Origin of the sequence: Nostoc sp. CCY0012 (assembly GCF_963920855.1) — a bacterium.
Classification (GTDB): domain Bacteria; phylum Cyanobacteriota; class Cyanobacteriia; order Cyanobacteriales; family Nostocaceae; genus Cyanocohniella.
In genome coordinates this window covers 13,872-37,329 of sequence record NZ_CAWUDM010000061.1, presented here as the reverse complement: position 1 = coordinate 37,329, position 23,458 = coordinate 13,872, and the positions used below count along the sequence as shown (strand labels likewise).

Annotated in this window: 20 protein-coding genes and 1 tRNA gene; 18 read left to right on the top strand and 3 right to left on the bottom strand. The window is 37.0% G+C overall.

Translation table 11 applies throughout. The features are described 5' to 3' along the window. Window positions 1–188: 188 nt before the first annotated feature. Together ACM0OS_RS17905 and ACM0OS_RS17900 are read right to left on the bottom strand one after the other, a co-directional pair. A complete protein-coding gene (locus ACM0OS_RS17905) occupies window positions 189–1,040 on the bottom strand; it encodes a class I SAM-dependent methyltransferase (protein WP_414544554.1) in 852 nt (283 codons plus the stop codon). Between the two features lie 53 nt (window positions 1,041–1,093). Beyond that, on the bottom strand, window positions 1,094–2,197 hold the full coding sequence (locus ACM0OS_RS17900; RefSeq protein WP_414544553.1) for a glutamate--cysteine ligase: 1,104 nt from the start codon (window positions 2,195–2,197) through the stop codon (window positions 1,094–1,096). Between the two features lie 294 nt (window positions 2,198–2,491). Between ACM0OS_RS17900 and ACM0OS_RS17895 the strand changes: the two genes are divergently transcribed. The 18 genes from ACM0OS_RS17895 (at window position 2,492) to ACM0OS_RS17810 (ending at window position 21,535) form a co-directional block, all read left to right on the top strand. Further along, window positions 2,492–2,617: a hypothetical protein gene (locus tag ACM0OS_RS17895; RefSeq protein WP_414544552.1), complete on the top strand. Its 126-nt coding sequence runs from the start codon at window positions 2,492–2,494 to the stop codon at window positions 2,615–2,617. Between the two features lie 63 nt (window positions 2,618–2,680). Beyond that, window positions 2,681–3,340, top strand: coding sequence for a Mo-dependent nitrogenase C-terminal domain-containing protein (locus ACM0OS_RS17890; protein WP_414544551.1), 660 nt, complete (start codon window positions 2,681–2,683; stop codon window positions 3,338–3,340). 279 nt (window positions 3,341–3,619) lie between these two features. After that, a complete protein-coding gene (locus ACM0OS_RS17885; protein ID WP_414544550.1) occupies window positions 3,620–4,072 on the top strand; it encodes a hypothetical protein in 453 nt (150 codons plus the stop codon). A gap of 381 nt (window positions 4,073–4,453) precedes the next feature. Next, window positions 4,454–5,482: a GTPase ObgE gene (gene obgE, locus ACM0OS_RS17880; protein ID WP_414544549.1), complete on the top strand. Its 1,029-nt coding sequence runs from the start codon at window positions 4,454–4,456 to the stop codon at window positions 5,480–5,482. Between the two features lie 151 nt (window positions 5,483–5,633). After that, window positions 5,634–5,717, top strand: a tRNA-Leu gene (locus ACM0OS_RS17875). A 59-nt stretch (window positions 5,718–5,776) separates the two neighbouring features. Then, a complete protein-coding gene (locus ACM0OS_RS17870) occupies window positions 5,777–5,998 on the top strand; it encodes a hypothetical protein (RefSeq protein ID WP_414544548.1) in 222 nt (73 codons plus the stop codon). An 814-nt stretch (window positions 5,999–6,812) separates the two neighbouring features. Beyond that, window positions 6,813–7,610 carry a WecB/TagA/CpsF family glycosyltransferase gene (locus tag ACM0OS_RS17865; protein ID WP_414544547.1) on the top strand — a complete coding sequence of 266 codons (798 nt, stop codon included), beginning with the start codon at window positions 6,813–6,815 and terminating at the stop codon, window positions 7,608–7,610. Between the two features lie 326 nt (window positions 7,611–7,936). Next, the gene (locus ACM0OS_RS17860; RefSeq protein ID WP_414544546.1) at window positions 7,937–8,782 is read left to right on the top strand and encodes an FAD-binding protein; all 846 of its coding nucleotides are present in this window, start codon (window positions 7,937–7,939) and stop codon (window positions 8,780–8,782) included. A gap of 138 nt (window positions 8,783–8,920) precedes the next feature. Then, entirely contained in the window at window positions 8,921–10,402 is a 1,482-nt protein-coding gene (locus tag ACM0OS_RS17855) for an MOP flippase family protein (RefSeq protein WP_414544545.1), read from the top strand. A 32-nt stretch (window positions 10,403–10,434) separates the two neighbouring features. After that, on the top strand, window positions 10,435–11,547 hold the full coding sequence (locus tag ACM0OS_RS17850; RefSeq protein ID WP_414544544.1) for a polysaccharide pyruvyl transferase family protein: 1,113 nt from the start codon (window positions 10,435–10,437) through the stop codon (window positions 11,545–11,547). A gap of 98 nt (window positions 11,548–11,645) precedes the next feature. Then, window positions 11,646–12,554 (top strand): glycosyltransferase, encoded by a 909-nt coding sequence (locus ACM0OS_RS17845; protein ID WP_414544543.1) that lies wholly within the window; start codon window positions 11,646–11,648, stop codon window positions 12,552–12,554. Between the two features lie 59 nt (window positions 12,555–12,613). Further along, complete coding sequence (locus ACM0OS_RS17840; RefSeq protein ID WP_414544542.1) at window positions 12,614–13,597, top strand: glycosyltransferase family 2 protein; 984 nt, start codon at window positions 12,614–12,616, stop codon at window positions 13,595–13,597. An 8-nt stretch (window positions 13,598–13,605) separates the two neighbouring features. Next, entirely contained in the window at window positions 13,606–14,733 is a 1,128-nt protein-coding gene (locus ACM0OS_RS17835; protein ID WP_414544541.1) for a glycosyltransferase family 4 protein, read from the top strand. Between the two features lie 198 nt (window positions 14,734–14,931). Continuing rightward, window positions 14,932–16,185, top strand: coding sequence for a glycosyltransferase family 4 protein (locus tag ACM0OS_RS17830; RefSeq protein WP_414544540.1), 1,254 nt, complete (start codon window positions 14,932–14,934; stop codon window positions 16,183–16,185). A gap of 14 nt (window positions 16,186–16,199) precedes the next feature. Continuing rightward, window positions 16,200–17,378: a glycosyltransferase family 4 protein gene (locus ACM0OS_RS17825; RefSeq protein WP_414544538.1), complete on the top strand. Its 1,179-nt coding sequence runs from the start codon at window positions 16,200–16,202 to the stop codon at window positions 17,376–17,378. A gap of 692 nt (window positions 17,379–18,070) precedes the next feature. Further along, window positions 18,071–18,973 carry an O-antigen ligase family protein gene (locus ACM0OS_RS17820; protein ID WP_414544536.1) on the top strand — a complete coding sequence of 301 codons (903 nt, stop codon included), beginning with the start codon at window positions 18,071–18,073 and terminating at the stop codon, window positions 18,971–18,973. Continuing rightward, window positions 18,970–20,208, top strand: a complete 1,239-nt coding sequence (locus ACM0OS_RS17815; RefSeq protein WP_414544535.1) for a glycosyltransferase family 4 protein — start codon at window positions 18,970–18,972, stop codon at window positions 20,206–20,208. Before ACM0OS_RS17820 ends, ACM0OS_RS17815 begins: the two co-directional genes overlap by 4 nt. A gap of 139 nt (window positions 20,209–20,347) precedes the next feature. Then, complete coding sequence (locus ACM0OS_RS17810; protein ID WP_414544533.1) at window positions 20,348–21,535, top strand: glycosyltransferase family 4 protein; 1,188 nt, start codon at window positions 20,348–20,350, stop codon at window positions 21,533–21,535. Window positions 21,536–21,616: 81 nt separating this feature from the next. Here the strand turns inward: ACM0OS_RS17810 and ACM0OS_RS17805 are convergent, their stop codons facing one another. After that, the gene (locus ACM0OS_RS17805) at window positions 21,617–23,056 is read right to left on the bottom strand and encodes a hypothetical protein (protein WP_414544531.1); all 1,440 of its coding nucleotides are present in this window, start codon (window positions 23,054–23,056) and stop codon (window positions 21,617–21,619) included. Window positions 23,057–23,458 lie beyond the last annotated feature (402 nt).

Here is a 23,458-nt window from a genome sequence, read left to right as displayed (position 1 = left end):
GAGTGGGGAGTAGGGAGTGGGGAGTAGGGGGGAGAGACTGGGAAAAGAGGCAGGGGAGCAGGGAGCAGGGAGCAAGGGGGAAAGACTGGGAAAAGAGGCAGGGGAGCAGGGAGCAGGGAGCAAGGGGGAAAGATTGTGAAGGAGTTTGTAGCGCCCTGGAAAGACCTCTGCCTATCTGGTGCGCTTTTTTAATTGGTAGTTTCTTGAGTAATTTGCATCCGGACTATGCGACTAGAATTTCTGAATATAGGAACCAAGATAAATGTAAAATACTTGAGCCAAAATGGTTTTAAGCGGTGAGGATAGTGGGCAAAATTATCTTGATAATAATCGATATCTAAAACTTTAATCCCTAATCCCCAGGTTTCTAGTTCTGTAATTTTCTTAATTCCCCATTTAAATTCAGCATTGGTTTTCGAGACTGTATCATGACCCTTGGTATTTTTGGCAAATGCCGGACTGACAACATCGATAATTATCTCTACATTGTGCAAGCGATCGCCTATTTGTTTGAACAAACGTTGATGTTGTTCTTTGGTCAGATACATCGATACTCCTTCCGCAATTATGAGCAGAGGTTGTCCAGGTAATCGCTCAACTTCATCCATCCAATTAAAATCAAATATAGACTTAGCAATAAATTTGTATCTGTCTGTTTCTGATATTAGTTTATGCCGCAGTTCTATTACTTCGGGAAAATCAACTTCATACCAATTGATTTGTCCATTGTCTACTCGAAAAAACCTAGTACAAAGTCCTGAACCTAAATTAACTATTACAGCATTGGGATGATTTTTAATAAAATTAATTACAGCTTGATCAAAGCTTTTGGCTCTAATTGCACTTCCTAATAAAGAAGCCCATCCTGAAGTGAATTTTGTAAAATCGTAATCAATTGTTTCGACTATCTCTACAGCTTTTTCATCTTTAATTACACCATCATCTCGGTTTGTTTCTAAATACCGAGCATACAGCGTTATCATCAAAGTCTCTGCTACACCAGTAATTTTTGCTGTAGATTCTTGATTTACAAAAGCCATTTTTATCTCCAGGATGGTTGTTATTAGATTAACCAAGCTTACGGAATTATTATTTATTCCTGATAACTTTGCTTAATTGCTGCTGCAATTGAACCTGTTTTTTTGTAAGTTGCAATTAGTTCGTGTGATTTGGTTTTGCGGGTTGCCAACATATCTTTTAATGGCATTAACAAATCAACATCGGGGTCATCGCCTAGGGCAGTTTCTGCTACTTGTACAAGCTTTGTAGCATTAGCAAAAATGTCTGCATTATCAAAGCCTTGCTGGGCAGAAATTTGGTGCAAATTTGCGTCAGGTGTGATGGCTCTTCCTGGCAAAGTTTTATCTAAAATTAGACCTTTTAATAAAGCTAATAAAGCTCCATAAATAAAAAAATCATCACAAGTATCACAAGCTTTAAATTCAATGCGTCCTACTTCTGCGGGAATCCGGGCAATTTTTGTTAATGAAGGTATGCTGTTAATTAGTTGTTCCTGTTTCTCAACAAACACTAGCGCGGCGGATCTTTTTCCAGTTCTCACAAAAGTGCGTACTGATAGTCCTGACCATAAATCCCCATTATAAAAAGGAGAACTATAACTAAAAGGCACGATATAGGGACTATAATAAGTTAACTTTTTACCAATATCAATTACATTTTCAATTGGTAAATCTGCCACGGAAATATTTAAATCTGGTCCATAAGTAACCATGTAAATATTAGCCGTGCGTTCATCTGGGTAAGTCTGTAGCTGCTGGAGTTCATATTCATTTAAAGGAGGTTGTGGTTCAAAAACAGTTTTGTAGGGATTAAAACTCGCCAAAACTGGTGAAAAACCGTAGTTAAAAGCAACCTCACGCAGCAGGCGAAAACTTTCTGATAATTCAGTTAAAGCACCTTGAATATCAGAATGTATGGTGGTTCTAATTTCAATGCCTTTGGGTAAACAGTCTATAACTTTGTCAGAATCAGCAAAGCGTTCAAAACCCTCAATGTACCATCTCTTTTGCCTAATACCAGCATCGCCGACGCGTAGTTGAGAATAATCTTCGGGGTATGTGGGTAGCTTTTCCACAATTTGGTTAAAATCAGCAAACTTAGTCTGGGAAAAATCAGCAAACTTTCCTTCCTGGTTCAGGAAAGCGACTTCATGCTCGATACCAAAAGAAAACTTCATGTATACTTAATTACAATTGATCAATTTGATTAAAGTTGGACTAGCGCTACAAGAGATGCAAGTAGCATACTATATGAGATAGTTTCTCATTAATTAATCTATCAGAGTCAAAATTATTTGCACCAAAAATTTCTGTGAAATTGGCAGACTAAAAGTCTACTGTGTAGCTAGAAGCTAGCAATTTTGGTACTAATGGTGTTAATTGTCAGAGATGGAGGTTAAATTAAATTTTCCTGACAAACTCCACTACGACATAATAATTTTTAGTTTAACTATAAAAATTCTCAACATAATTTGAGATATTTACCAGGCGATGTCTACGACGGGTACACCTACGCATTGTTCACCAAAGTTACCTCCACAGGTAAGGGTGGCTTTCACTACTCTCCTAGTTTTAATATAAGTGTGGCGATCGCATGAATTTGACAAGTCGCCATCCTGAAATTGCTAAGGTTGATCAAAGTAAATTCGAGGCGAGAGTATATGACAACTGCCGTTAAATCCCCTTATAGCAACGAACAAATTACCGCGTGGTTGCGTGGACTGCTCACCATAGCCTGGGCAGATGGTAAGTTTGATCCAGAAGAACAGGAGTTAATTACTACTCTGACCAAAAATGAATTAGCTCCTAGTTTGGAGTGGGATTCCCTAAAAGTAATTGAACCAGAAGAACTAGCCGCAGTCTTGGGTAAAAAGACACCAGCCGCAGATAATTTTGTGCGTACAGCCGTAATGGTAGCGATCGCCAATGGTACATATTCTCCCAGCGAGGATCAAGTAATGCAACAGTTGTGCGATGCTTTAGAACAGCCAAAAGATATTCTAGAATCTTTACGCCATACCCTAGACGACGAAAGACAGATATCTGCACCCGGAGCAATTTCCCAAGATGCACTCTGTCCCCTGCGTGACTGGCTAGACGGACTAGAGATTAAAGATCCCAGAGTTGCCCGTTTTTTGTGCAAAATGATTCCCTCCCAGTGTCCCTTCGAGCGGGACATCACTTTATTTGGACGCAAAATTGTCCACATACCGCCTTTATGTAAAATTAATCCCCTGTATGAACAACTAGTGGGTTTACGTTTTCGCGCCCTTTCTTACCTAGCTGATGAATGTGGTGAAGATATTTCGCCATATATCTAGTTATCGGGTATGAGGAGAGTTTCCAGTCTGGAAATAAAAAAATAACAACGTATAATCAACCAAGCAACAGTCATAAAAGTTACATTTAGCTACTAGTATTAGCAAATAAATATGCTGACTAGTAGTATATTTCTATACCTATATATTGTTAATTTTCAACTGAAGCTGCTGTGTCCACCTAGAAAGTTGCTCACTCCATTTGAATAAACTGGTTTACTAGCTTGAGATGAATTAAAATAGCTGCTCAAAGGTTTAGTAAATTGTCGAGGAGCTTTGAGTATGAAATACAGGCTATGGTTTAATTTAGTTGTAATTTCCACATTAGCTACATCAGTGTTAACTATGTTACAAACACCTGGTGTATCTGCCACAGCCAGGACTACCAATGAAGCTCAAGCCTCCTGTGATTTACCAACTGATTTTCAGACTCAGACTTCAGTATTGCCTCACGGAAACCGTGGTATCCTCGTTGCCTATTCAGATGGCTCTGGAGAAGATACTCTCTTCGATTTCAGTGCAGCAGAAAGTGATGCTGCTGTCACCCTATTTGGTTGTGACTGTCCTGCTTGTCTGAATGTACTACGTCAGCTACGCAGTTCACCCATGATGAAAAGTGGTAACGGGCATTGCTGGGACAATATGGAATTTACAGCCTCTCGGCAAAAATTACAGGAAGTCTTGACAAACTTAGAAGTAGAAGAGGCTATTGAGTTAAAGACGCGACTAGACTAATGTGACAGTTTTCAGGCGATCGCTGATAGAATGAAAGACTTGCCGCATTAGTGACTACCATTTGCCTCTGGATAATAAAATCCTCCATAACCGAAAATTATATTTTTTTGCATCAGGGAAATTGAACTTGAGTCGTAGTCGATAATTTGCTCAGAGGTCAAATCTAAGTTACTCGAACATAAAATTACATTTGAACATGGGCTGTTTGTAGTTTTTGAGTTGTCGTGTGGAAAACAAGAACTCTACTACATCAGCCTTCTCTCATCTTTGTTTTTGGTAAAGGTATTTTGATCATTGATTAATCAAGAAAGATAATGTCAAGTAGGAGGCCTAACTCCCTGTCTCCATAAATAAATTTAATTTTTCTCAAATAGCTAAATTATGCAATTTATTGACCAAGCAGTAGTTGAAGTAGAAGCTGGTAAAGGTGGCGATGGTATCGTCGCCTTTCGGCGAGAGAAGTACGTACCAGCAGGCGGCCCCTCCGGCGGAAATGGGGGGCGGGGTGGTTCAGTGATTTTTGTAGTTGATCCTAACCTGCAAACTTTACTAGACTTCAGATACAAGCATCTTTTTAAAGCAGACAATGGTGGACGGGGTGGGCCAAATAACTGCACCGGGGCTAATGGTAAGGACTTGATTATCGAAATTCCCTGTGGTACGTCTGTTTATGATGCGAGTACAGGTGCTTTATTATGCGATTTAATTGAGCCTGGACAACGTTTTCGGGTTGCTGAAGGCGGAAAAGGCGGATTGGGAAATCAGCATTTTTTGAGTAACCGTAACCGCGCCCCAGAATATGCTTTACCTGGACTACCAGGAGATATGAAAGTACTGCGCTTAGAGTTGAAACTTTTGGCCGAAGTCGGGATTATTGGGTTACCAAATGCCGGCAAATCCACACTAATTTCCTCTTTATCCGCCGCACGTCCGAAAATTGCCGATTACCCTTTTACAACTCTCATTCCCAACTTGGGTGTAGTGAGAAAACCCACTGGTGATGGTACAGTTTTTGCGGATATTCCCGGTTTAATTGAAGGCGCTTCTCAAGGTGCGGGTTTAGGATACGATTTCTTACGCCATATTGAACGCACACGAGTTTTATTACATTTACTTGATGCTACAAGTGAAGATGTAATAGGTGATTACAAGACGATTCAGCAAGAATTGCAAGCCTACGGACGAGGTTTAGCAAAGCGCCCACAAATTGTAGCGTTGAACAAAATTGATGCAGTTGATAGAGAAACAGTAGACTTAGAAGCACTAGCTAGGCAACTAAATCATCTTTCCTATTCACCAGTTTTCTTGATTTCAGCAGTTACCCGTACAGGATTAGAGCCATTATTACAAGAAATTTGGCGCGTGCTTGATGAAACTAATGCCGCTGAAGAACTCGAAGCAGTGAGGTAAAGACTGGTTTTATACTAATTCAGCTAGCAGCTATATATTTTGAAGGTTCCAGTATTTCTGGAACTTTGCAAAATTTAGCCAAGCAAAAATTTTGAATTTCTCTTGTTGCAAATTCAGTAAATAGAGTATAGAATAGTAAAGTTGCACCCAAGGGCGGGTGGCGAAATTGGTAGACGCACCACACTCAAAATGTGGCGGCCTTGCGGTCATAGGAGTTCGATTCTCCTCCTGCCCATTTTCAAATGTATAAGCTGATTTTACATTGATTGTGCATATTAAAGAGGAACTAAGAGTATGCAACTAAAAAGATGGGAATCTCCTCGTAGAGAAGGGAGAAATGATAAAGGCAGAGGTGGTTCAGCCAGAAAACGACAACTCAAAAAGCAAAAGCAGATGCTGCGACAACAACTAAAAGAATCGAACAAAACAAATAACAGCAAAAATAATCACCAGGGGGAAGAAAAAATCTTCTCCCTTTTTTTTACCCATTTTCTACACACACCACAAATTTCCTAGCTTTTTGGTGAGAAAACCCTCCTATCTCAGCCGAGTTTCAAGCATTTTTTTAGCTACACCAGATTGCATTCAGAAAAATTTGACTCATTTTCCATAAGTTATCCCCATCGTCAAAGGTAAAGTCTTTCACTAAAAACTATATAAAATATTCTTTTGTATCCTTTTTTACATTTTTCACATATTCTTAATATTTTTGGAGAAATTTTTTACTAAATAGTCATATAACGTTTGATTTAGGGTAATATTACCGAAATTATTTAAAATAAATGTCATTTATCTTCTACGAAAAAAGACATTGAAATCGGATTCCTGATTCTTCATCTAGACGTGTTTTAGACTCGTATCAAAACAGCAAAGTCTTATAAATAAAGGATTTTTACTTAAATATTAGATATAGCGAAACCCTGTAAGGCTCAAATAAAGTGGTTGAAGCTTTGGTAGTTATACTACTTGTATTTGGGTAGCATAATGAAAATCAATATGTTCTAATCAATAAGATTACGTAAAAAATTCTGGTATGATTGTGAAGATTACGTAAATTAACCCATGTTAAAATATAAAATAAATATAAAGTTTGCCCTTTAGTATGTAAAAAGTGTAAACTTGCACAGTAAGCTAATATACGTTTACCGCAGGTTCCACAATTGTCGGTAAACAGTAAAATTACTGATAAAAAAGCTTAATATTTATGTGTTTACGTTTGAGGATGTTATAAAGCTAAAAAAGAATCGAGGAAGCTTGTTTGATTCATTACTCGATTTTAGGACTACCTTAGGTAATGTCTAGTTTTTGTTCTTGACACGAGGAGTGATTTATGGTAGGAAGAAGCTTTCTGCCTACTCAAAAGGTGCTTGATTTCCCTATTACTGCCTTGCGCTTTGATGATCAGATACAAACAATAATGAAGTGGGCGATCGCTCGTGAGAGCAAAGCTGTATGTGTAGCAAATGTACATATGCTGATGGAAGCTCACTGGCATCCAGAATTTGCTAATGTATTACACAATGCAGATCTAGTGACCCCTGATGGGATGCCACTAGTGTGGATGATGCGAAAAATGGGAGCGCATTGCCAAGATCGTGTAGCAGGAATGGATTTGTTCTTAGCATTATGTAAGCGATCGCAGGCACACAACATTAGTGTTTTCTTTGTAGGTTCACAATCTGAAATTCTTTCTAGGATGAGAGAACGTCTTGATGAGGAATTTCCTAAGCTGAAAATAGCAGCAATGGAACCTTTACCTTTTCGTCCTTTGACTGAGACGGAAGACGAAGCTTTAATCAATAAAATTAACTCTAGTGATGCTGGAGTAGTATTTGTATCCCTAGGGTGTCCCAAGCAAGAAAATTGGATATCTCAGCATCAGGATAAAATTCAGGCAGTGATGATTGGCATAGGCGGCGTTTTCCCTGTTTATGCAGGGATTCAAAAGCGAGCACCACGCTTAGTTCGAGATCTAGGGCTGGAATGGCTTTATCGCTGGGTTCAAGAGCCGCGCCGACTTTGGCGTCGTTATGGGACAACGATTCCACCTTTTCTGTGGTTAGCAACTAAACAGCTATTGTCATCCAGTCGTTTTGCCGGAGTTTTTCTAAATGGCACTGGAGATTGATGGGATACTTTAATATTGTTTATAAGCAGATCGATATAGAAGTCTAGACGCAAAAAAGTTGCCATCAAGAACTCGTGGATCTTCAGTACATAATCTGCTGGTTTTCTTGGTTAAATCCTCAAGCTCTTTTATAGTGAATTTTGTATTAATAGAACAGAGTTTATTGATTTGACCATGAAAATAATTTATTTCTCGATTGATAAAAATCTTGGTTTAAATCAACTTAACACTAGGCATATCAGACACTGAAGAAAACAAATTATTGGGTTTAAGTAATTTGGCAGTAAGCACTTGATACCTTAATAAAGTAGAAAGAAAAAGTAAAGATGTCTAATATAAAAGTTGAATCTTTTACATCTAATAGTCTTTCACACTATAGAACCCAACATCTATTTGAACGAGTTGGAGAAATTACGACTTTAGAACAACTCAATGAATACTGTGATTGGGCAAAAGAAAACAAAGTAGATATTTATATCATAGGTAACGGCTCTAATACGCTATTTGCAAGCAAGAATATTCAAACATTAGTACTGAAAAATAAACTACCTAAATATATTAATCCTCTATCTGAGCAGAGAATAGAAGTGTCTTCTTCAGTCTCACTGATGGAAGTACTAAAGTACTGTTATAAAAATTCATTAGATTCTTTTTACTATCTTGCATCTGTACCAGCGACTGTTGGGGGAGCGTTAGCAATGAACGCTGGTCGAGGAAGAAAATATGGATGTACAATATACGATTTTGTGGAAAGTGTAACCTTCTTTGAAGACGGATGTATAAAAACGCTACAAAATAATCAAATTATACGCAACTACCGAGAAACAATGTTTACTGGAATACACTCGAAACTGATATTGAGTGCAGTTTTTCAGTTTGAACAAGCAGAATTTAATGAAAACCCCATAAACGTAAGACAAACTTGGGCTAAAGAACATCAAGATAACAAAGCACCTAACTGTGGTTCGGTATTTAAAATGGCTAATTTTAAAATACTCAAAATACTCAGAGGTTTTTCTTGTGGCCAAGCGATGTTTTCGGATAAAACAACTAACTGGATACTAAACAAATCACAAAGTCATATTTCAATACTTATCTTAATTAAAATAGCTAAAGCCTTGCATTTTATAACTATGCAAAAAATAGCTGTTGAACTAATTCAAGTAAAATAGATAATTGGGATTCAAAAAAGGAATCTTAAAAATACAATATTAATTTGAGATATCAAAATAAATAATTTAATTAATATTTATTTGATTTGCAGGATTCGATCCGAAATTGTCAATCTTTTAATTGGTTATACTTATATAATGGAATCTCCTGAAAAATTATCAAATTTACGACAAAAGGCAGTTAAGGGGTTAGCTTGGTCTGCTATTGAAAATTGGGGAAGGCAAGCAGTCTCTTTAGTGGTTTTCTTTCTCCTAGCTCGCCTACTTAATCCAGAAACTTTTGGATTAATTGCTTTAGCATCAGTTTTCATTGCATTTGTGGAGCTTTTTCTTGATCAAGGATTATCTAGAGCAATTGTCCAGCGTCAAGAAGTGGAGTCAGAACATTTAGACACTGCATTCTGGACAACGTTAGGAATCAGTCTATTTTTGACATCTTTAAGCATAGCTTGTGCTGGATTAGCTGCTGACTTCTTCAAGCAATCGGAGTTAACAAGAATTATTCATTACTTATCCATAACTTTTATATTTAGTGGGTTGAGCAGCGTACAGCAAGCTATTCTTGAACGTCAGCTTGCTTTCAAAAGTTTAGCCATACGTTCGCTAATCGCAGTTTTCGTCAGTGGGATAGTGGGTGTAGTGATGGCTTTTCTAGATTTCGGAGTTTGGAGTCTTGTGGGCCAACAACTAACTAATGGTTTAATGCAGGTATTAGTTTTGTGGCGAGTTAGCAATTGGCGACCCGGGTTTAGATTTTCAACCACACATGCCAAAGAACTGTTTAACTTTGGAATTAATGTTTCTGCATTTAATATAATTAACTTTTTTAACCGCCGTTCAGATGACTTACTTATTGGCTACTTTCTTGGACCAGTGGCATTAGGTTATTATGCAGTTGCTTACAAATTGCTATTAGTAATGACACAAGTTTTAATTAGTACAGCTACAAAAGTCACATTCCCCATATTTTCTAGATTGCAGGGTGAACCCGAAAGATTAATAAATGCTTTCTATAATGCTACTCAGTTGGCAAGTATCATTGCTTTTCCCATATTTCTTGGTGTAACCGTCCTGGCACCAGAATTAGTAAAAATATTGTTTGGTGAGCAATGGAATCAAAGCATTCCAGTCATGCAAATCTTATCTTTAATTGGTCCAGTTCACCTAATTCTTTACTATAACAGTTCTGTAATTATGGCTTTGGGAAAACCTGCGTGGAGGCTGTGGATACAAGTAATCAATACCGTTACCAATGTCATAAGTTTTGTTGCGGTAGTCCAATGGGGTATTGTCGCTGTCGCATCTGCTTATGTAATTCGCGCTTACTTACTATCTCCTATTTCATTAATAGCTATTAGCAAACTAGCTCACATTAATTTAATGAAATATTTACAGTTATATGTAGTACCTTTAGTAGCATCTTTTGTAATGATTAGTGCTATGTTAGGAATTAAATTTGTATTAATAGATTTTATTGAAATAAGGTTATTAACAGCTATTGCGGTATTACTGGGTACCTCTATTTATATTTTTACTATTTCGATAATATCACCCAAGCTTTTCAAATCAGTACTGGCTTTAGCTGAAAATATAAAGTTCAAGACAGAAAAAAAAGTATAATTTTTTAAAGTAATATTTCACGGAGGAGAACTATGAAAATTGGAATTATAACTTTTCACCACATAGATAATTACGGAGCAACACTCCAAACTTATGGTTTATGGAGTTTCCTTAAAAGTCAAGGATATGATGTTGAAATTATAGATTATCGCCCTTATAAAGCCATAAGATATTACACCAGATCATTAACTCCAATTAATAAAAAGCTGAGATTTAATCTCGAAGCCTTTGCCAATATTGCAAGATCATGGAAAATGAGGAAATTTTTAATTTCTAATATGAAATTGAGTGCTAAAAAATGTTATTCAAAAAAAGGGTTACACTATTTCAGCAAAAAATATGATGTTGTAATCTGTGGTAGTGACCAAATATGGTGTTTGGATTCTTTTAGAGGATTTGACTCCTCTTTCTTTTTAGATTTTGTGAGCAATCAAACTACTCGTAAGATTAGTTATGCAGCTAGTTTTGGAAATACAACTACATTAGGTAATCAAACAGAAGAAATAAATCAATTAATTAATCAATTTCAAAGTATTTTAGTTCGTGATACTAATAGTCAGAAAATAATTATAAATGAGTGTCAGACAGAAGCTATAAAAGTACTCGATCCGACTTTTTTAATTAATTATGACGCTATTAAAAAGGCTCCACTAATTAGAGATAAATACCTTTTAATATATAATCAAACTGAATTAAGTCAAAGAGAAGCAGATTTTGTAAAATCTGTAGCCCAATCTAAAAACTTAATAATAGTCTCAGTTGGTAAACATAATAGTTTAGCAAAAGTCAACTTGATACATGCTAGTCCTCAAGAATGGATTGGTTTATATGCACAAGCATCTTATGTCGTCACTAATACTTACCACGGGACTATATTTTCTATTATTTTTCAAAAACCCTTTACTGTATTTGTTAACACTAAAAAAATGAACAAAGTAAGTGATCTACTGAAAGAACTAGGATTAGAAAACAGAAGATTTTCAAAAGAGGTAAGAGACAAATTAGTAAATGATCAGATATTTAATATTGACTATGATTTAGACGTTATTAAATCAAAAATAGCCGAATCAAAAAAATGCTTAATAGAAGCAATTACACAAGAAAGAAAAATATATATTAATAGCAAAACTGAAACCAAAAGATAAAAATCAAGAAAGTTATGCCCTTTTTAGAATCCTAAAAATTGTTTAATTTGTCCAAAAAATTGATTTAGTTTTATCTTGAATATGCAATAGTCTAATTTATGAATCATTATCCTAACTATTTTACTTCTGTAATCATCCCAGTTTTTAATGACTCGAGAAAATTAATGCTGTGTTTAGAGGCACTAGATAATCAAACTTATCCTCAAGATTTATATGAAGTTATTGTTGTTGATAATGCATCAGAAGAGGATATAAAGAGTGTAGTTATTAAATTTCAACAGGCTAAATTTTGTTATGAAAGTCAACCTGGCTCTTATGCAGCTCGTAACCAAGGAATTTCCACAGCAAAAGGAGAAATACTTGCCTTTACCGATTCAGATTGTATTCCTGCATTAGATTGGATAGAAAAAGGTGTTAAACATCTAATTACCACTCCTAATTGTGGATTAGTTGCTGGGAGGATAGACCTTTTTTTTCAAAATCCAGAGAAGCCAACATCTGTAGAAATATTTGAAAAAATTGAACTAAATTTTCCCCAGAAACAAAAATTGGAAGAACTACATTATGGTATGACTGCAAATATTTTTACATTCAGACATGTCTTTAATAAAGTAGGTTATTTTGATAGTACTCTCAAATCTGGTGGCGATCGCGAATGGGGACAGAGAGTTTTTGCAGCTGGTTACAAGCAAGTCTATGCAGATGAAGCTTGCGTAAATCATCCAGCAAGGCGCTCATTTTCTCAGTTACGCAAAAGAGTCGCACGTCTGACTGGGGGGAAATTTGACAGACTGATGAGTCAGAATCCTTCACCAATGGAAATCTTAGTTGATATCTTAGAAACTTTTAAGCCTCCTTTTAGAAGCTTATATCGTGCTTGGAAAAATCAAGCATTAACTAGCAATCAACAAAAGTTGCAGTTGATTTTAGTGATGTTTTTTGCCAGGTATATAGTAATTTCTGAAAAAATTCGCCTTTATTTGGGTGGTATATCTGCAAGAGGATAATGCTATCTACGAAAATCACGAATGCTCGAATTTCATCTTTTATATTATTATCAAAAATTATGATCAACTCGCAAGAATCTGTAAAAATTCAGCCATCTTCCAACCTTGATGATACTCCTTTAGTCAGTATAATTATAGGTAATTATAACTATGAGAAATTTGTGGGACAAGCAATAAATAGTGCGCTAAATCAGACATATCCCAATATTGAAGTTATTGTTGTTGATGATGGTTCCCAAGACAAATCGCGAGAAGTAATTAATCAGTATGGTAATCAAGTAATTCCTATTTTTAAAGAGAATGGTGGGCAGCCTTCAAACTATAATATTGGTTTCGCCAAAAGTAAAGGAGAGATTATTTGTTTTTTAGATTCTGACGATATATTTTTATCAGATAAAGTAGAAAAAGTAGTCAAAGCCTTTCAATCTTCTCTAGAAATTGGTTGGTGTTTTCATAGCATTCAATTAATTGATGAAAATAACAATCCTTTGCCCGTCACAACTACGCCAAATTACGTAACTCGTGAATGTGATTTTCGTCAAATGGTGAATTCTGGTAAATTACCTTACCATCTACCACCTTGTTCTGGTCTTTGCTTTAAACGGGAACTTTTAGAAAAAATTCTTCCCATGCCGTGTCCAAAAAAAGTGACAAACAACGATTATTATGTCAAATATATGTCAGTGGCACTAAGCAAGGGTTTTATATTAAATGATGACTTAACACTCCAGAAAATACATAATAATAATGCGGCAACACTGAGACAAGATAGACACGAACAAAAATCCAGAAAATACATATATACAGCAATGTGGGTCAAGCAAGAATTTCCTAAATTTTGCAAACTTGCTAATAAATTAATGGCAATTGGATTAGATTTTAATCGTAAAGATGGTAACAAAAATGATGAAAATAATCAGCTAATTCAAAATTATATGAATTCTATTTCTCTGGCAGAAAAAATTGAAATTAATTTCATAGCACTGTACTATTTGCTCAGAGATTTAGTGAAAAATAAATTATTTTTTATCCAAGCCAATTAAAAGTAATCATGCGTGTTGTAATTCTCCGTAGACCACCACAAGTTTCTGTTAGTATGGACGTCTATGCTGATGGTTTAGTCAGTGGACTGAAAGCTGTTCGTCCAACATGGGAAATTGTCGAACTTTCACCGCTCCAATATTACAAAGACACAAACTTTCTCTTACGTGGTTTTGGTAATTATTACGAACGCTATTGGTGTTATCCCAACGCCATAAAAAAACATAATGCTGATATATATCACATTATCGATCATAGTGATGGTTATTTAGTCCATTGGCTGAAAGGCAAACCCCAGCCGATAGTAGTCACTTGTCATGATTTAATCAATTTAATTCAACCAGAAAATATTTATGATCAATCAAGCTTGCCGTTTATGAGCATGGCGGCTTGGAAATTCGCTATCAGAGGAATGAAAAAAGCCAAGCATATTATTTCTGTTTCTCAACATACAGCAAAAGATATAAGACAAAACCTAGAAATCGCCCCAGAAAATATTACGATTGCACCCGACGCTATTGAATCAATTTTTCGGATTCTACCCAAAAAGGAAGTTTTCTCTTTGCGGCAAGAATATGGTATTGCACCAGAAACATTTTGCCTCCTCAACGTAGGTTCCAATCATCCACGTAAGAATATTTCGACTATTTTAAAAGTTATCAAAGCTTTAAAAGAAAAAAATCTACCTGTGTATTTTTGGAAAGCAGGTGCTGACTTTACATCTGAGCAAAAAACTTTTATTCAAACCCACGAACTACAAAATTTTGTAGCTTATTTAGGCAAGCCAGACCAAGATAAACTGGTGCAAATTTATAATGCTACTGACGTACTTTTATCTCCATCACTTTACGAAGGGTTTGGAATGACTGTTATTGAAGCTATGGCTTGTGGGACACCAGTTATAACTTCAAACGTTACATCATTACCGGAAGTAGCTGGTAATGCTGCTATTTTAGTTGACCCAGTAGATATCCAGGAAATAGTAAAAGCAGTATGTCGTCTTATGGAAGATACCACCTATCGCAATTCATTAATTGAAGCAGGTCTAGTGAGAGCAAAGCCTTTTACTTGGGAAAATACTGCTGAACAAGTTGCGGCAGTTTATGAAAAAATCTTATATGAAATCAAATCAAATTGAATTAAGAACTCTTATGAAAGCTAAATCTTTAACACATCTCTATGAAAAAATTGTTACGGTATTTTCAACAGAGTCTCAGAACATTGTTAAACAAAAACTTAGACAAACTAACTGTGATTTAGTCCATATCCAGCAGTTATAAACCGAGAACTTTAAAAATTAATATATAAATAATTTATTAACAGGAATTATTAATTTATGAAAGTTATTTTATCTGCCTACGCCTGTAGACCAAATATGGGATCTGACCCTGGTATCGGCTGGAATACTATTAAAGAACTAGCTAAAAAGCATCAAATATGGGTACTTACTCGTAACGATAATAGTCCGTTTATTGAAGCTGAAATAGAAAAAGACTCAATAATTGGGTTGAATTTTGTCTATTGTGATTTACCTGGAGCTAAGTTGTGGAAAAAAAATCTTTTGGGGCTACATTTGCATTACTATCTATGGCAATTACAAGCATATTTTATAGGACGCAAACTACATCAAGAAATTGCTTTTGATATAGCCCAGCATGTAACTTATGTGACCTATACTTACCCTAGCTTTCTCTCTTTGTTACCAATTCCCTTCATTTGGGGTCCTGTTGGAGGTGGAGAATCTGCACCTGATGCCTTCTGGCAAGACTTTAATCTTCGTGGCAAGATGTACGAGATGTTGCGAGACTTTATACGCTGGAGCAGAGAGCATGACCCATTTGTGCATCTAACTGCCAAGAAGAGTGTCTTGGCTTGGGGTATGACTCAGGATACGGCAGAGAAATTGCAAAAAGTAGGCGCTGCCAATGTACAGGTTTTTTCTCCTATAGGTTTACCTAAGTCCGAGATAGTACGTCTTTCTCAATGTCCTATGCCAGAAACCTCACCAATCAGATTCTTAAGTATTGGTAGATTGTTACACTGGAAGGGATTTCATTTAGGTTTGAGAGCATTTGCCCAAGCAGCCCTGCCAAATGCAGAATACTGGATTATTGGAGATGGAGCCGAAAGCAAATATTTGCAAGCTCTTGCCGAAAAACTAGGTGTTGCCCACCAAGTGAAATTCTGGGGTAAACTGCCACGAGATAAAATTTTTCAAATACTAGGCGAATGTCATGCACTAGTTCATCCTAGCCTGCACGAGTCTGGGGGATTCGTTTGTATGGAAGCGATGGCAGCAGGTCGTCCAGTAATTTGCCTAGATTTAGGAGGGCCTGCTTTACAGATAACGCAGGAGACTGGTTTTAAAATCCCTGCTCATACTCCAGAACAAACTGTGCATGATTTAGCGGCAGTAATGACTCGTTTAGCGCAAGACCCAAAATTATACATGTTTATGGGAAAAGCTGCTCAAAAGCTAGCTAGGGAGAATTTTTCTTGGGAAGTAAAGGGTCAGCTTTTAGCTAAAGCCTATGAAGAAATCTTAATTTCTCAAAAGAGTTTGGCATCTCCAACGAGGATTCGGTCGTAAAACTACACTACATTATGCGTATCCTTAGTATACATAACAACTATCAAATTCGTGGCGGTGAGGATGAATCCCGTGAGTCAGAAGAACGCTTGTTACGGGAAATGGGTCATGAAGTTGATGTCTACCAAGAACACAATGAGCGGGTAGCAGCTATTGGATCTGTCCCGATGGCACTTAGAACTATATGGTCAACCGAGTCTTACAACATAGTTAAACAAAAACTTAGGCAATCTGACTGCGATTTAGTCCACATACAAAATTTTTTCCCTTTAATTTCTCCATCTGTTTACTATGCAGCGAAGTCAGAAGGCGTTCCTGTAGTCCAGACCTTAAGAAATTACCGTCTTCTTTGTCCCAATGGCTTATTTTTCCGTGATGGGCAAGTCTGTGAAGATTGTATGGGTAAGTTCGTTCCCTATCCTGGGGTTTTGCATAGTTGCTATCGCGAAAATCGCTCGGCAACCACCGTAGTAGCAACCATGCTCACTGCACACCGTACTATGCGTACTTGGCTGGAAATGGTAGATGTTTACATTTGCCTTACTGAGTTTGCTCGGCAGAAATTTATTGCAGGTGGACTACCCGCAGAAAAAATTGTCGTTAAACCTAACTTTGTACATCCCGATCCAGGAATAGGAGAAGGTTCTGGCGGCTATGCACTGTTTGTCGGCAGACTTTCTGTAGAAAAGGGGCTAGATACTTTGCTTGCTGCTTGGCAACAGTTAGATGTAAAAGTTCCTTTGAAGATTATCGGCGATGGCCCCCTGGCTTCTCAGGTGATGGAAGCAGCAAAAAAACTACCCCAAGTGGAATGGCTAGGACGAAAATCGATGTCAGAAGTACATAAATTGATGGGAGAAGCAATGTTTGTCATATTTCCCTCCAAATGGTATGAAACCTTTGGTCGGGTGGCAGTGGAAGCCTTTGCTAAAGGTACGCCTGTAATTGCTGCCAATATTGGGGCGATCGCCGAATTAGTAGATTCTGGTCGAACAGGCTTACATTTCGCGCCTGGTGATCCCAATGATCTAGCTGCTAAAGTGCAATGGGCCATAGCAAATCCAGCTTTAATTGCCCAAATGCGCCGAGAAGCACGCGCAGAGTTTGAAGCTAAATATACAGCACAGCAGAACTACAGCCGGATAATGGCTATTTATGAACTGGTTTTTAGTCGCAAGCTCTCACACCTTTAATTTAAGATATCTAAAAAAACTCAAACTAATAGTTACATTATCAAATAACTGATAAATATACTATGCTAAAAGCGTCAATCAAATAATTAGTATTATTTTTCTGTCTTTTGTTACAGTAGCAGAGACGTAAGTAAGTCGGTGAAAATAAACCTAACTATGTAACAGAATGTAAAATTGACAAAACCCTCGCAATTGCTTCATTACACTTCATTTTCGTTTCATTTGCAATGACATAGCGTGAATTATTTAACCTGTTCTACTTAACTCATTGAACAATAAAGTTATTAGGCAAAAAAAATATGCTAGGAGAGACAAGTGTTGCATCTAAAAATGCTACGAAAAAAGTCAACTTTGCAGATAAATTTTTAAGCTGGCATAGCTGGGTTCTTCTAGGCTATGCCTTTTTTGGTAGAGGGTTTTCCTACGTCGGTGTTCCTCCTGCTTATATTGGTGAAATTACCCTCCTTTTTGGATTGGTAACTTTAAGTATTAATAAGTCAATTCCTAAAATTCTCAAACTACCTCAAACTTGGTTTTTACTCTTGTTTATGCTGTGGTGTTGCATTAATACCATCCCCTATTTTCCCATATATGGCTTAGACACTATACGTGATGCCGCTTTATGGTACTACTGTTTTTTTGCTTTAATAATCGCAACTTTGCTAGTTGGTAAACCACAGCGTTTTCTGTTTATGGTTGCTCAGTATGAGCGGTTTAGTAAAATTTTTGTTATTCTCATGCCGTTTGTGTGGGCAATTTCAAGAGCCATAACATTACCCATTATGCCTGGTTCAAATGTGCAGGTAATCACTCTTAAACCTGCTGATACCATGACTCACTTTTCTGGCATTACTGCCTTTTTTATTGGTTCAAATTTATTAAAATTTCAGACTACATTTTTTATATTAACGTTTTTAATAAATTTAGCTGTTATCGCTATAAATGCAAATCGAGCCGGAATGCTTGCCTTTTTAAATGCCTTTGCTATAGTTAGTATTAGTAAATACAAAAGTGGCAAAATTTGGAAAATATTAACGATTTTGATATTTATAATTTTGCTAATTTTATTCATAAATCCAGAAATATTTGAACCTATCTTTTCAAAAATAGCGAGTATATTTGTTGATAATCAAGAGAGACAAGGAACTAAAAACTATCGTTTAGATTGGTGGACTTATATCATTAACTACACTATTTTTGGAGACTATTTCTGGACTGGGAAAGGATTTGGTATCAATTTGGGAGTTGATGCTGGCTTTGATCCTTTAGGCGATGGTAACGTTCGCAGTCCACACAATGGACATATATCAGTTCTTGCTCGGACTGGTGTACCTGGTCTGGTATTGTGGCTACTGGTGCAACTGAGTTGGGCTGGAACCATACTATTAAAATTTCGCCAAAGCAGCGCGAAAGGTCAAACAAAATGGGCTGGGGTCTTTTTGACGCTGCTGGCTTTTTGGATAGCCTCGATGACGGTGACAACATTTGAAGTAATTATTGAAGGGCCCACAGGTGGTATTTGGCTTTGGACAATGTATGGTGTAGGTCTAGCAGCAATAAAACTTCATAAAACTCATCCGGAAATTATGACATGAATATTCTGATTTCTGCATACGCCTGTGAGCCAGGTCAAGGTTCTGAACCAGGAGTAGGTTGGAATATTGTCCGGGAAGTGAGCAAGTATTACCATGTTTGGGTCTTGACATCAAATTGTCACCGCCCAGGTATTGAAGCTGAACTAGTGCGTAACCCATTACCCAAACTACATTTCGTTTATCTAGATCCCTGCGGTTGGATCATTGATTGGAGTCCCAAAGGAAAACAGACACAAAAGTGGGTTTATTTTCACTACTATCTCTGGCAAATTCAAGCATATTTTGTTAGCAGGTCACTCCACCAGAATATTTGCTTTGATGTCTGTCATCATGTGACCTATGTCAAATACTCTAGTCCTAGCTTTATTTCACTTTTACCAATTCCCTTTATTTGGGGCCCCGTAGGAGGTGGTGAATTATCCCCCAAGGCTTTTGGGCTAAATTTTAGTCTGCGGGGTAAAATTTATGAATTTATGCGAAATATGGCTCGCTGGCTGGGGGAAAATGACCCCTTTGTTCGACTGACGGCAAGACGTAGCATTTTAGCTTGGGCAACAACAAAAGATACTGCTCAAAGACTGCGCCATATGGCTGCAAAAAATGTGCAAATCTTTTCTGAATCTGGTTTATCTGAAGAAGAAATTCAAAAACTTGCTCAGTTTACCAATCCTAATACTTCCTCAGTTCGGTTTATTAGTATGGCAAGATTGCTGCATTGGAAGGGAATTCATTTAGGAGTGCAAGCCTTTGCTCAAGCAGACTTACCAGATGATACAGAATACTGGATTGTGGGTGATGGCCCGGAACGAAAACGACTGCAAAACCTAACTTTAGAACTTGGTATTGCTCATCAAGTAAAATTTTGGGGTAGGTTATCAAGGAATGAAACATTGGGTAAGTTGGGCGAGTGTCATGTACTAATTCACCCCAGTCTACATGATTCTGGTGGATGGGTTTGCTTAGAAGCAATGGCAGCAGGTTGCCCAGTAATTTGCTTAGATTTAGGAGGGCCAGGTGTACAGGTGACAGAAGAAACTGGTTTTAAAATCCCGGCACATACACCTGAGACAACAGTAAAAGATATTGCTCAAGGAATGTTATTGTTGGCTAAAGACCCAGAATTGAGACTGCGTATGGGTCAAGGTGGACAAAAGAGGGTAAAGGATGTTTTTAGTTGGAAAATGAGAGGTCTTTTCCTCTCTTCAATTTATAAACAAGTCTGCACTCAGAAATAAGTTTGTAGTCATGATTTTAGCTCTTAAAATAGTGACTGCGATCGCTCAAACACTCTTGACGAACAATGAGTATATTTAAGGTTCCGTTTCACCCTTAATTACTTGTAGAGTATTGATAATTCGGCTTAGAGAAACAAGCATGAAGTTGTTAATTTTACATAACCGCTACCGATTTGCGGGTGGTGAAGATAGGGTGGTTCAAGAGGAAAAAGCTTTATTAGAGGCCAACGGGCACGAAGTAATTCTATTAGAAGAACACAATCACACAATAAGTAGTATTTGGGATACAGCTGTTACATCTGGAAGGGCTATTTATTCTTTTGCTGCCAAAAAAAGAGTCAAAGCAGAAATAAGTCGCTTTTGTCCAGAAATAGTGCATGTACATAACTTTTTTCCCCTGCTTTCTCCTGCTGTCTATGATGCTTGTTATGCGGCTAAAGTGCCTGTTGTCCAAACTTTACACAACTATCGTTTGGCTTGTCCTAAAGCAATGCCATTTCGAGAGGGCAAAATTTGTGAAGATTGCATTGGTTCATTAGTACCTTGGTCTAGTGTATTGCATGGATGCTATCGCCAATCTCATCTGCAAAGCTCGGTTGTAGCAGCAATGACTACCTACCATCGGCTGCGAGGTACTTGGAATAACAGGGTAGATGCTTATATTGTCTTTACACAATTTCAAAAAGAAAAAATGATTCAGGCTGGATTGCCCGCAGAGAAAATTTATATTAAACCCAATTTCATTGCTGATAAAAACTCTAATGAACAATACAAAAAGAGTGGCAATTACTTACTATTTGTTGGCAGATTATCAGAAGAAAAAGGAGTTTCCTTATTAATTGATGCTTATATTCAAAATGATTTATCTATTCCTTTAAAAATTGTTGGTGATGGACCTTTACAGCAAGTATTGCAAGAAAAAGCTCTGCATACAGGGTATGGAGATTTGATTGATTTTCTAGGATTTCAAGAAAGAAAAGCAGTTTTTCAATTAATGTATAATGCCAATTTTTTAATATTTCCTTCAATTTGGTATGAAGGTTTTCCCTTAACAATCATAGAAGCCTTTGCCTGTGGATTACCCGTGTTAGCCCCCAAATTAGGTAGTATGGCAGAAATTGTAGAAAATGGTGTTAATGGGTTATATTTTCAAGCAGGAGATGCTGTGAGTTTAGCCGCAAAAATAAAATGGGCTATGGATAACCCCGAAAATATAATTTCTATGAAACAGAATGCTCGTCACACCTATGAAAATAAATATACTTCTAAGACTAATTATCGGCAATTAATGAAAATTTACCAACAAGTTATACAAAATAATGGGTAATCGTAGAGACGTTTCATGAAACGCCTCTGTAGGATTTAAGGATGAAAAAGTGGAAATGTTTTCCCAATTTCCTCCGCGCAACTATTTACTCCGCAAAGTAATTAAATCCAAACTTTTTACATTGGGGATGGTAACCTTGCCTTTACGCATAATAGCGTTACCTATATAAATATTATTAACATTGCTGTTTGAGCGATACATTCTCATGGTTTTATCGCTAGCTTGGGCAAGTTCTTCTACAAAAACCGTTACGGAAAAATCTTCTGCTGCATAACCACCTTGGGTGTTAGACCATTTGTAACCGTTAGGCAAGACAAATTCAAATCTATCGTCTGTAAAATTGCTGACGGCTATTCCCCACGAACCATCAGGATTTTTGGCACTGGCTACAGTAATGCGTGGTTTTTTGCCATAAGTCCAGGTCATATTGCTTTCTAGAGAACTGACACTTTTTCTAAATACAGCCCCCAAGTCAAACGTCTTACTTAGTTGGAGAAAGTAATAATATTTCTGAAAAACATCATAACGAAATGGATCGCGTGAATAACGAATCAGACGGGTAGCATCATCCTTGGGGTCTGCTAATGCATGACCAATAAACCAAATCCAGTGGGTAACTCTGTGGTTCATATCATTGAGAAAACGAGAAGCCGCAGAAGCAGCGTTTAAAGCATCACCAGGATTTTCTTTACCGTTGGTACCAGCCTCTGTCATCCAATACTCTTTGTCTGTACCTTCAATTAAATTAGCAATTGCATTTGTTGCTGCCATGTTGTAGGAATGCGTCGAAATTCCATCTAAAGCTTTCCACGCCTCAGGATCTTGCTTGATGGCTTTGATTACTCGAACTGCTATACCGTCAGCATTAGCTAGTTCTGGACCAATAATTTTGACGTCTTTCAACCCACGATTATCAAGCTCTTTACGGAGATTTTTGATAATGATAGGCCACTGCTCATCTGAAAATTTTATAGGACGATCATTTGGCTCATTGAGAACACCTGTAGCGTGAATTTTTACTCCATATTCTTGCCGAGCTTTATATATAAAATTGGCTAGTAATGCAGCATAATTTTTTATTTGATAATTATGAATATAGCCACCACCACTAGGCCCCATAGACTCTGGAATTTTACCGGGAGCAAGTAACAGTTTATTGCAGCCATTTGCTAAGGCCGTAGAAATAAATTCTGAACTTACAAAAGGGTCTACAAATTTAGAAATATTTTCCTCTCCTGGCTTAGATGCATACTGAGCAGGGTCAAACCATAATCTAACAATTTTGAATTGTATGTCATTACATACAAGTTTTTGCAATGTATTTTTTTCTGATTGTGCTAGATTGGCATATCTTGTACCACCATTAGTTGTTTGGCTAGCGCCAAAACCTTGAAATGTTTGCCTTGCTCCTTGGCGCACTGTGATATTAACAGCAGTATTTGCTAAGGCATTACCTGATGGCGCAGCTAAAAAAACAGAAGTTGTCAGAATTGAACACAAAAGAGCAGTACGTTTATTCATGATTAAAATCCTTGCGGGAACACCTAGATTTGACAATACTAAAAGCTGGAAATTTGGCGAGTATTGTAATTCTGTATGAAGATAATTCTGTAGCCAAAGAGATAAGTACAATGTGTTTGAGATTAACTCAATAATTTGCTAATTAGTCTGAGAGAAAATACGTAATTGTTCATCAAATCAAAACAAATTTAGCAGTAGAATCCACATCTAACAGATAGTTAGAACGGCTTTTAGCTTGATATGGAAAGATTTTTCAGGATTTTTGTCTCTGGCGATCGCCTACATAAAGCTACATAATCTTCATCGTGAATCATCAATAATTAGGCATGAAAATTATCTCTTTTTGATATGCAATCAATAAAGGTAGGAATAGTTTGTTAATTTCTTGCATCTCAAACTTTC

Bases quoted from the DNA above. Each gene is read 5' to 3' on its own strand.
- ACM0OS_RS17820 (WP_414544536.1), top strand. From the start codon at position 18,071: ATGGTTGCTCAGTATGAGCGGTTTAGTAAAATTTTTGTTATTCTCATG.
- ACM0OS_RS17805 (WP_414544531.1), bottom strand. From the start codon at position 23,056: ATGAATAAACGTACTGCTCTTTTGTGTTCAATTCTGACAACTTCTGTT.
- ACM0OS_RS17855 (WP_414544545.1), top strand. From the start codon at position 8,921: ATGGAATCTCCTGAAAAATTATCAAATTTACGACAAAAGGCAGTTAAG.
- ACM0OS_RS17905 (WP_414544554.1), bottom strand. From the start codon at position 1,040: ATGGCTTTTGTAAATCAAGAATCTACAGCAAAAATTACTGGTGTAGCA.
- ACM0OS_RS17850 (WP_414544544.1), top strand. From the start codon at position 10,435: ATGAAAATTGGAATTATAACTTTTCACCACATAGATAATTACGGAGCA.
- ACM0OS_RS17845 (WP_414544543.1), top strand. From the start codon at position 11,646: ATGAATCATTATCCTAACTATTTTACTTCTGTAATCATCCCAGTTTTT.
- ACM0OS_RS17885 (WP_414544550.1), top strand. From the start codon at position 3,620: ATGAAATACAGGCTATGGTTTAATTTAGTTGTAATTTCCACATTAGCT.
- ACM0OS_RS17890 (WP_414544551.1), top strand. From the start codon at position 2,681: ATGACAACTGCCGTTAAATCCCCTTATAGCAACGAACAAATTACCGCG.
- ACM0OS_RS17815 (WP_414544535.1), top strand. From the start codon at position 18,970: ATGAATATTCTGATTTCTGCATACGCCTGTGAGCCAGGTCAAGGTTCT.
- ACM0OS_RS17835 (WP_414544541.1), top strand. From the start codon at position 13,606: ATGCGTGTTGTAATTCTCCGTAGACCACCACAAGTTTCTGTTAGTATG.
- ACM0OS_RS17810 (WP_414544533.1), top strand. From the start codon at position 20,348: ATGAAGTTGTTAATTTTACATAACCGCTACCGATTTGCGGGTGGTGAA.
- ACM0OS_RS17830 (WP_414544540.1), top strand. From the start codon at position 14,932: ATGAAAGTTATTTTATCTGCCTACGCCTGTAGACCAAATATGGGATCT.
- ACM0OS_RS17860 (WP_414544546.1), top strand. From the start codon at position 7,937: ATGTCTAATATAAAAGTTGAATCTTTTACATCTAATAGTCTTTCACAC.
- ACM0OS_RS17900 (WP_414544553.1), bottom strand. From the start codon at position 2,197: ATGAAGTTTTCTTTTGGTATCGAGCATGAAGTCGCTTTCCTGAACCAG.
- ACM0OS_RS17840 (WP_414544542.1), top strand. From the start codon at position 12,614: ATGATCAACTCGCAAGAATCTGTAAAAATTCAGCCATCTTCCAACCTT.
- ACM0OS_RS17870 (WP_414544548.1), top strand. From the start codon at position 5,777: ATGCAACTAAAAAGATGGGAATCTCCTCGTAGAGAAGGGAGAAATGAT.
- ACM0OS_RS17825 (WP_414544538.1), top strand. From the start codon at position 16,200: ATGCGTATCCTTAGTATACATAACAACTATCAAATTCGTGGCGGTGAG.
- obgE (WP_414544549.1), top strand. From the start codon at position 4,454: ATGCAATTTATTGACCAAGCAGTAGTTGAAGTAGAAGCTGGTAAAGGT.
- ACM0OS_RS17865 (WP_414544547.1), top strand. From the start codon at position 6,813: ATGGTAGGAAGAAGCTTTCTGCCTACTCAAAAGGTGCTTGATTTCCCT.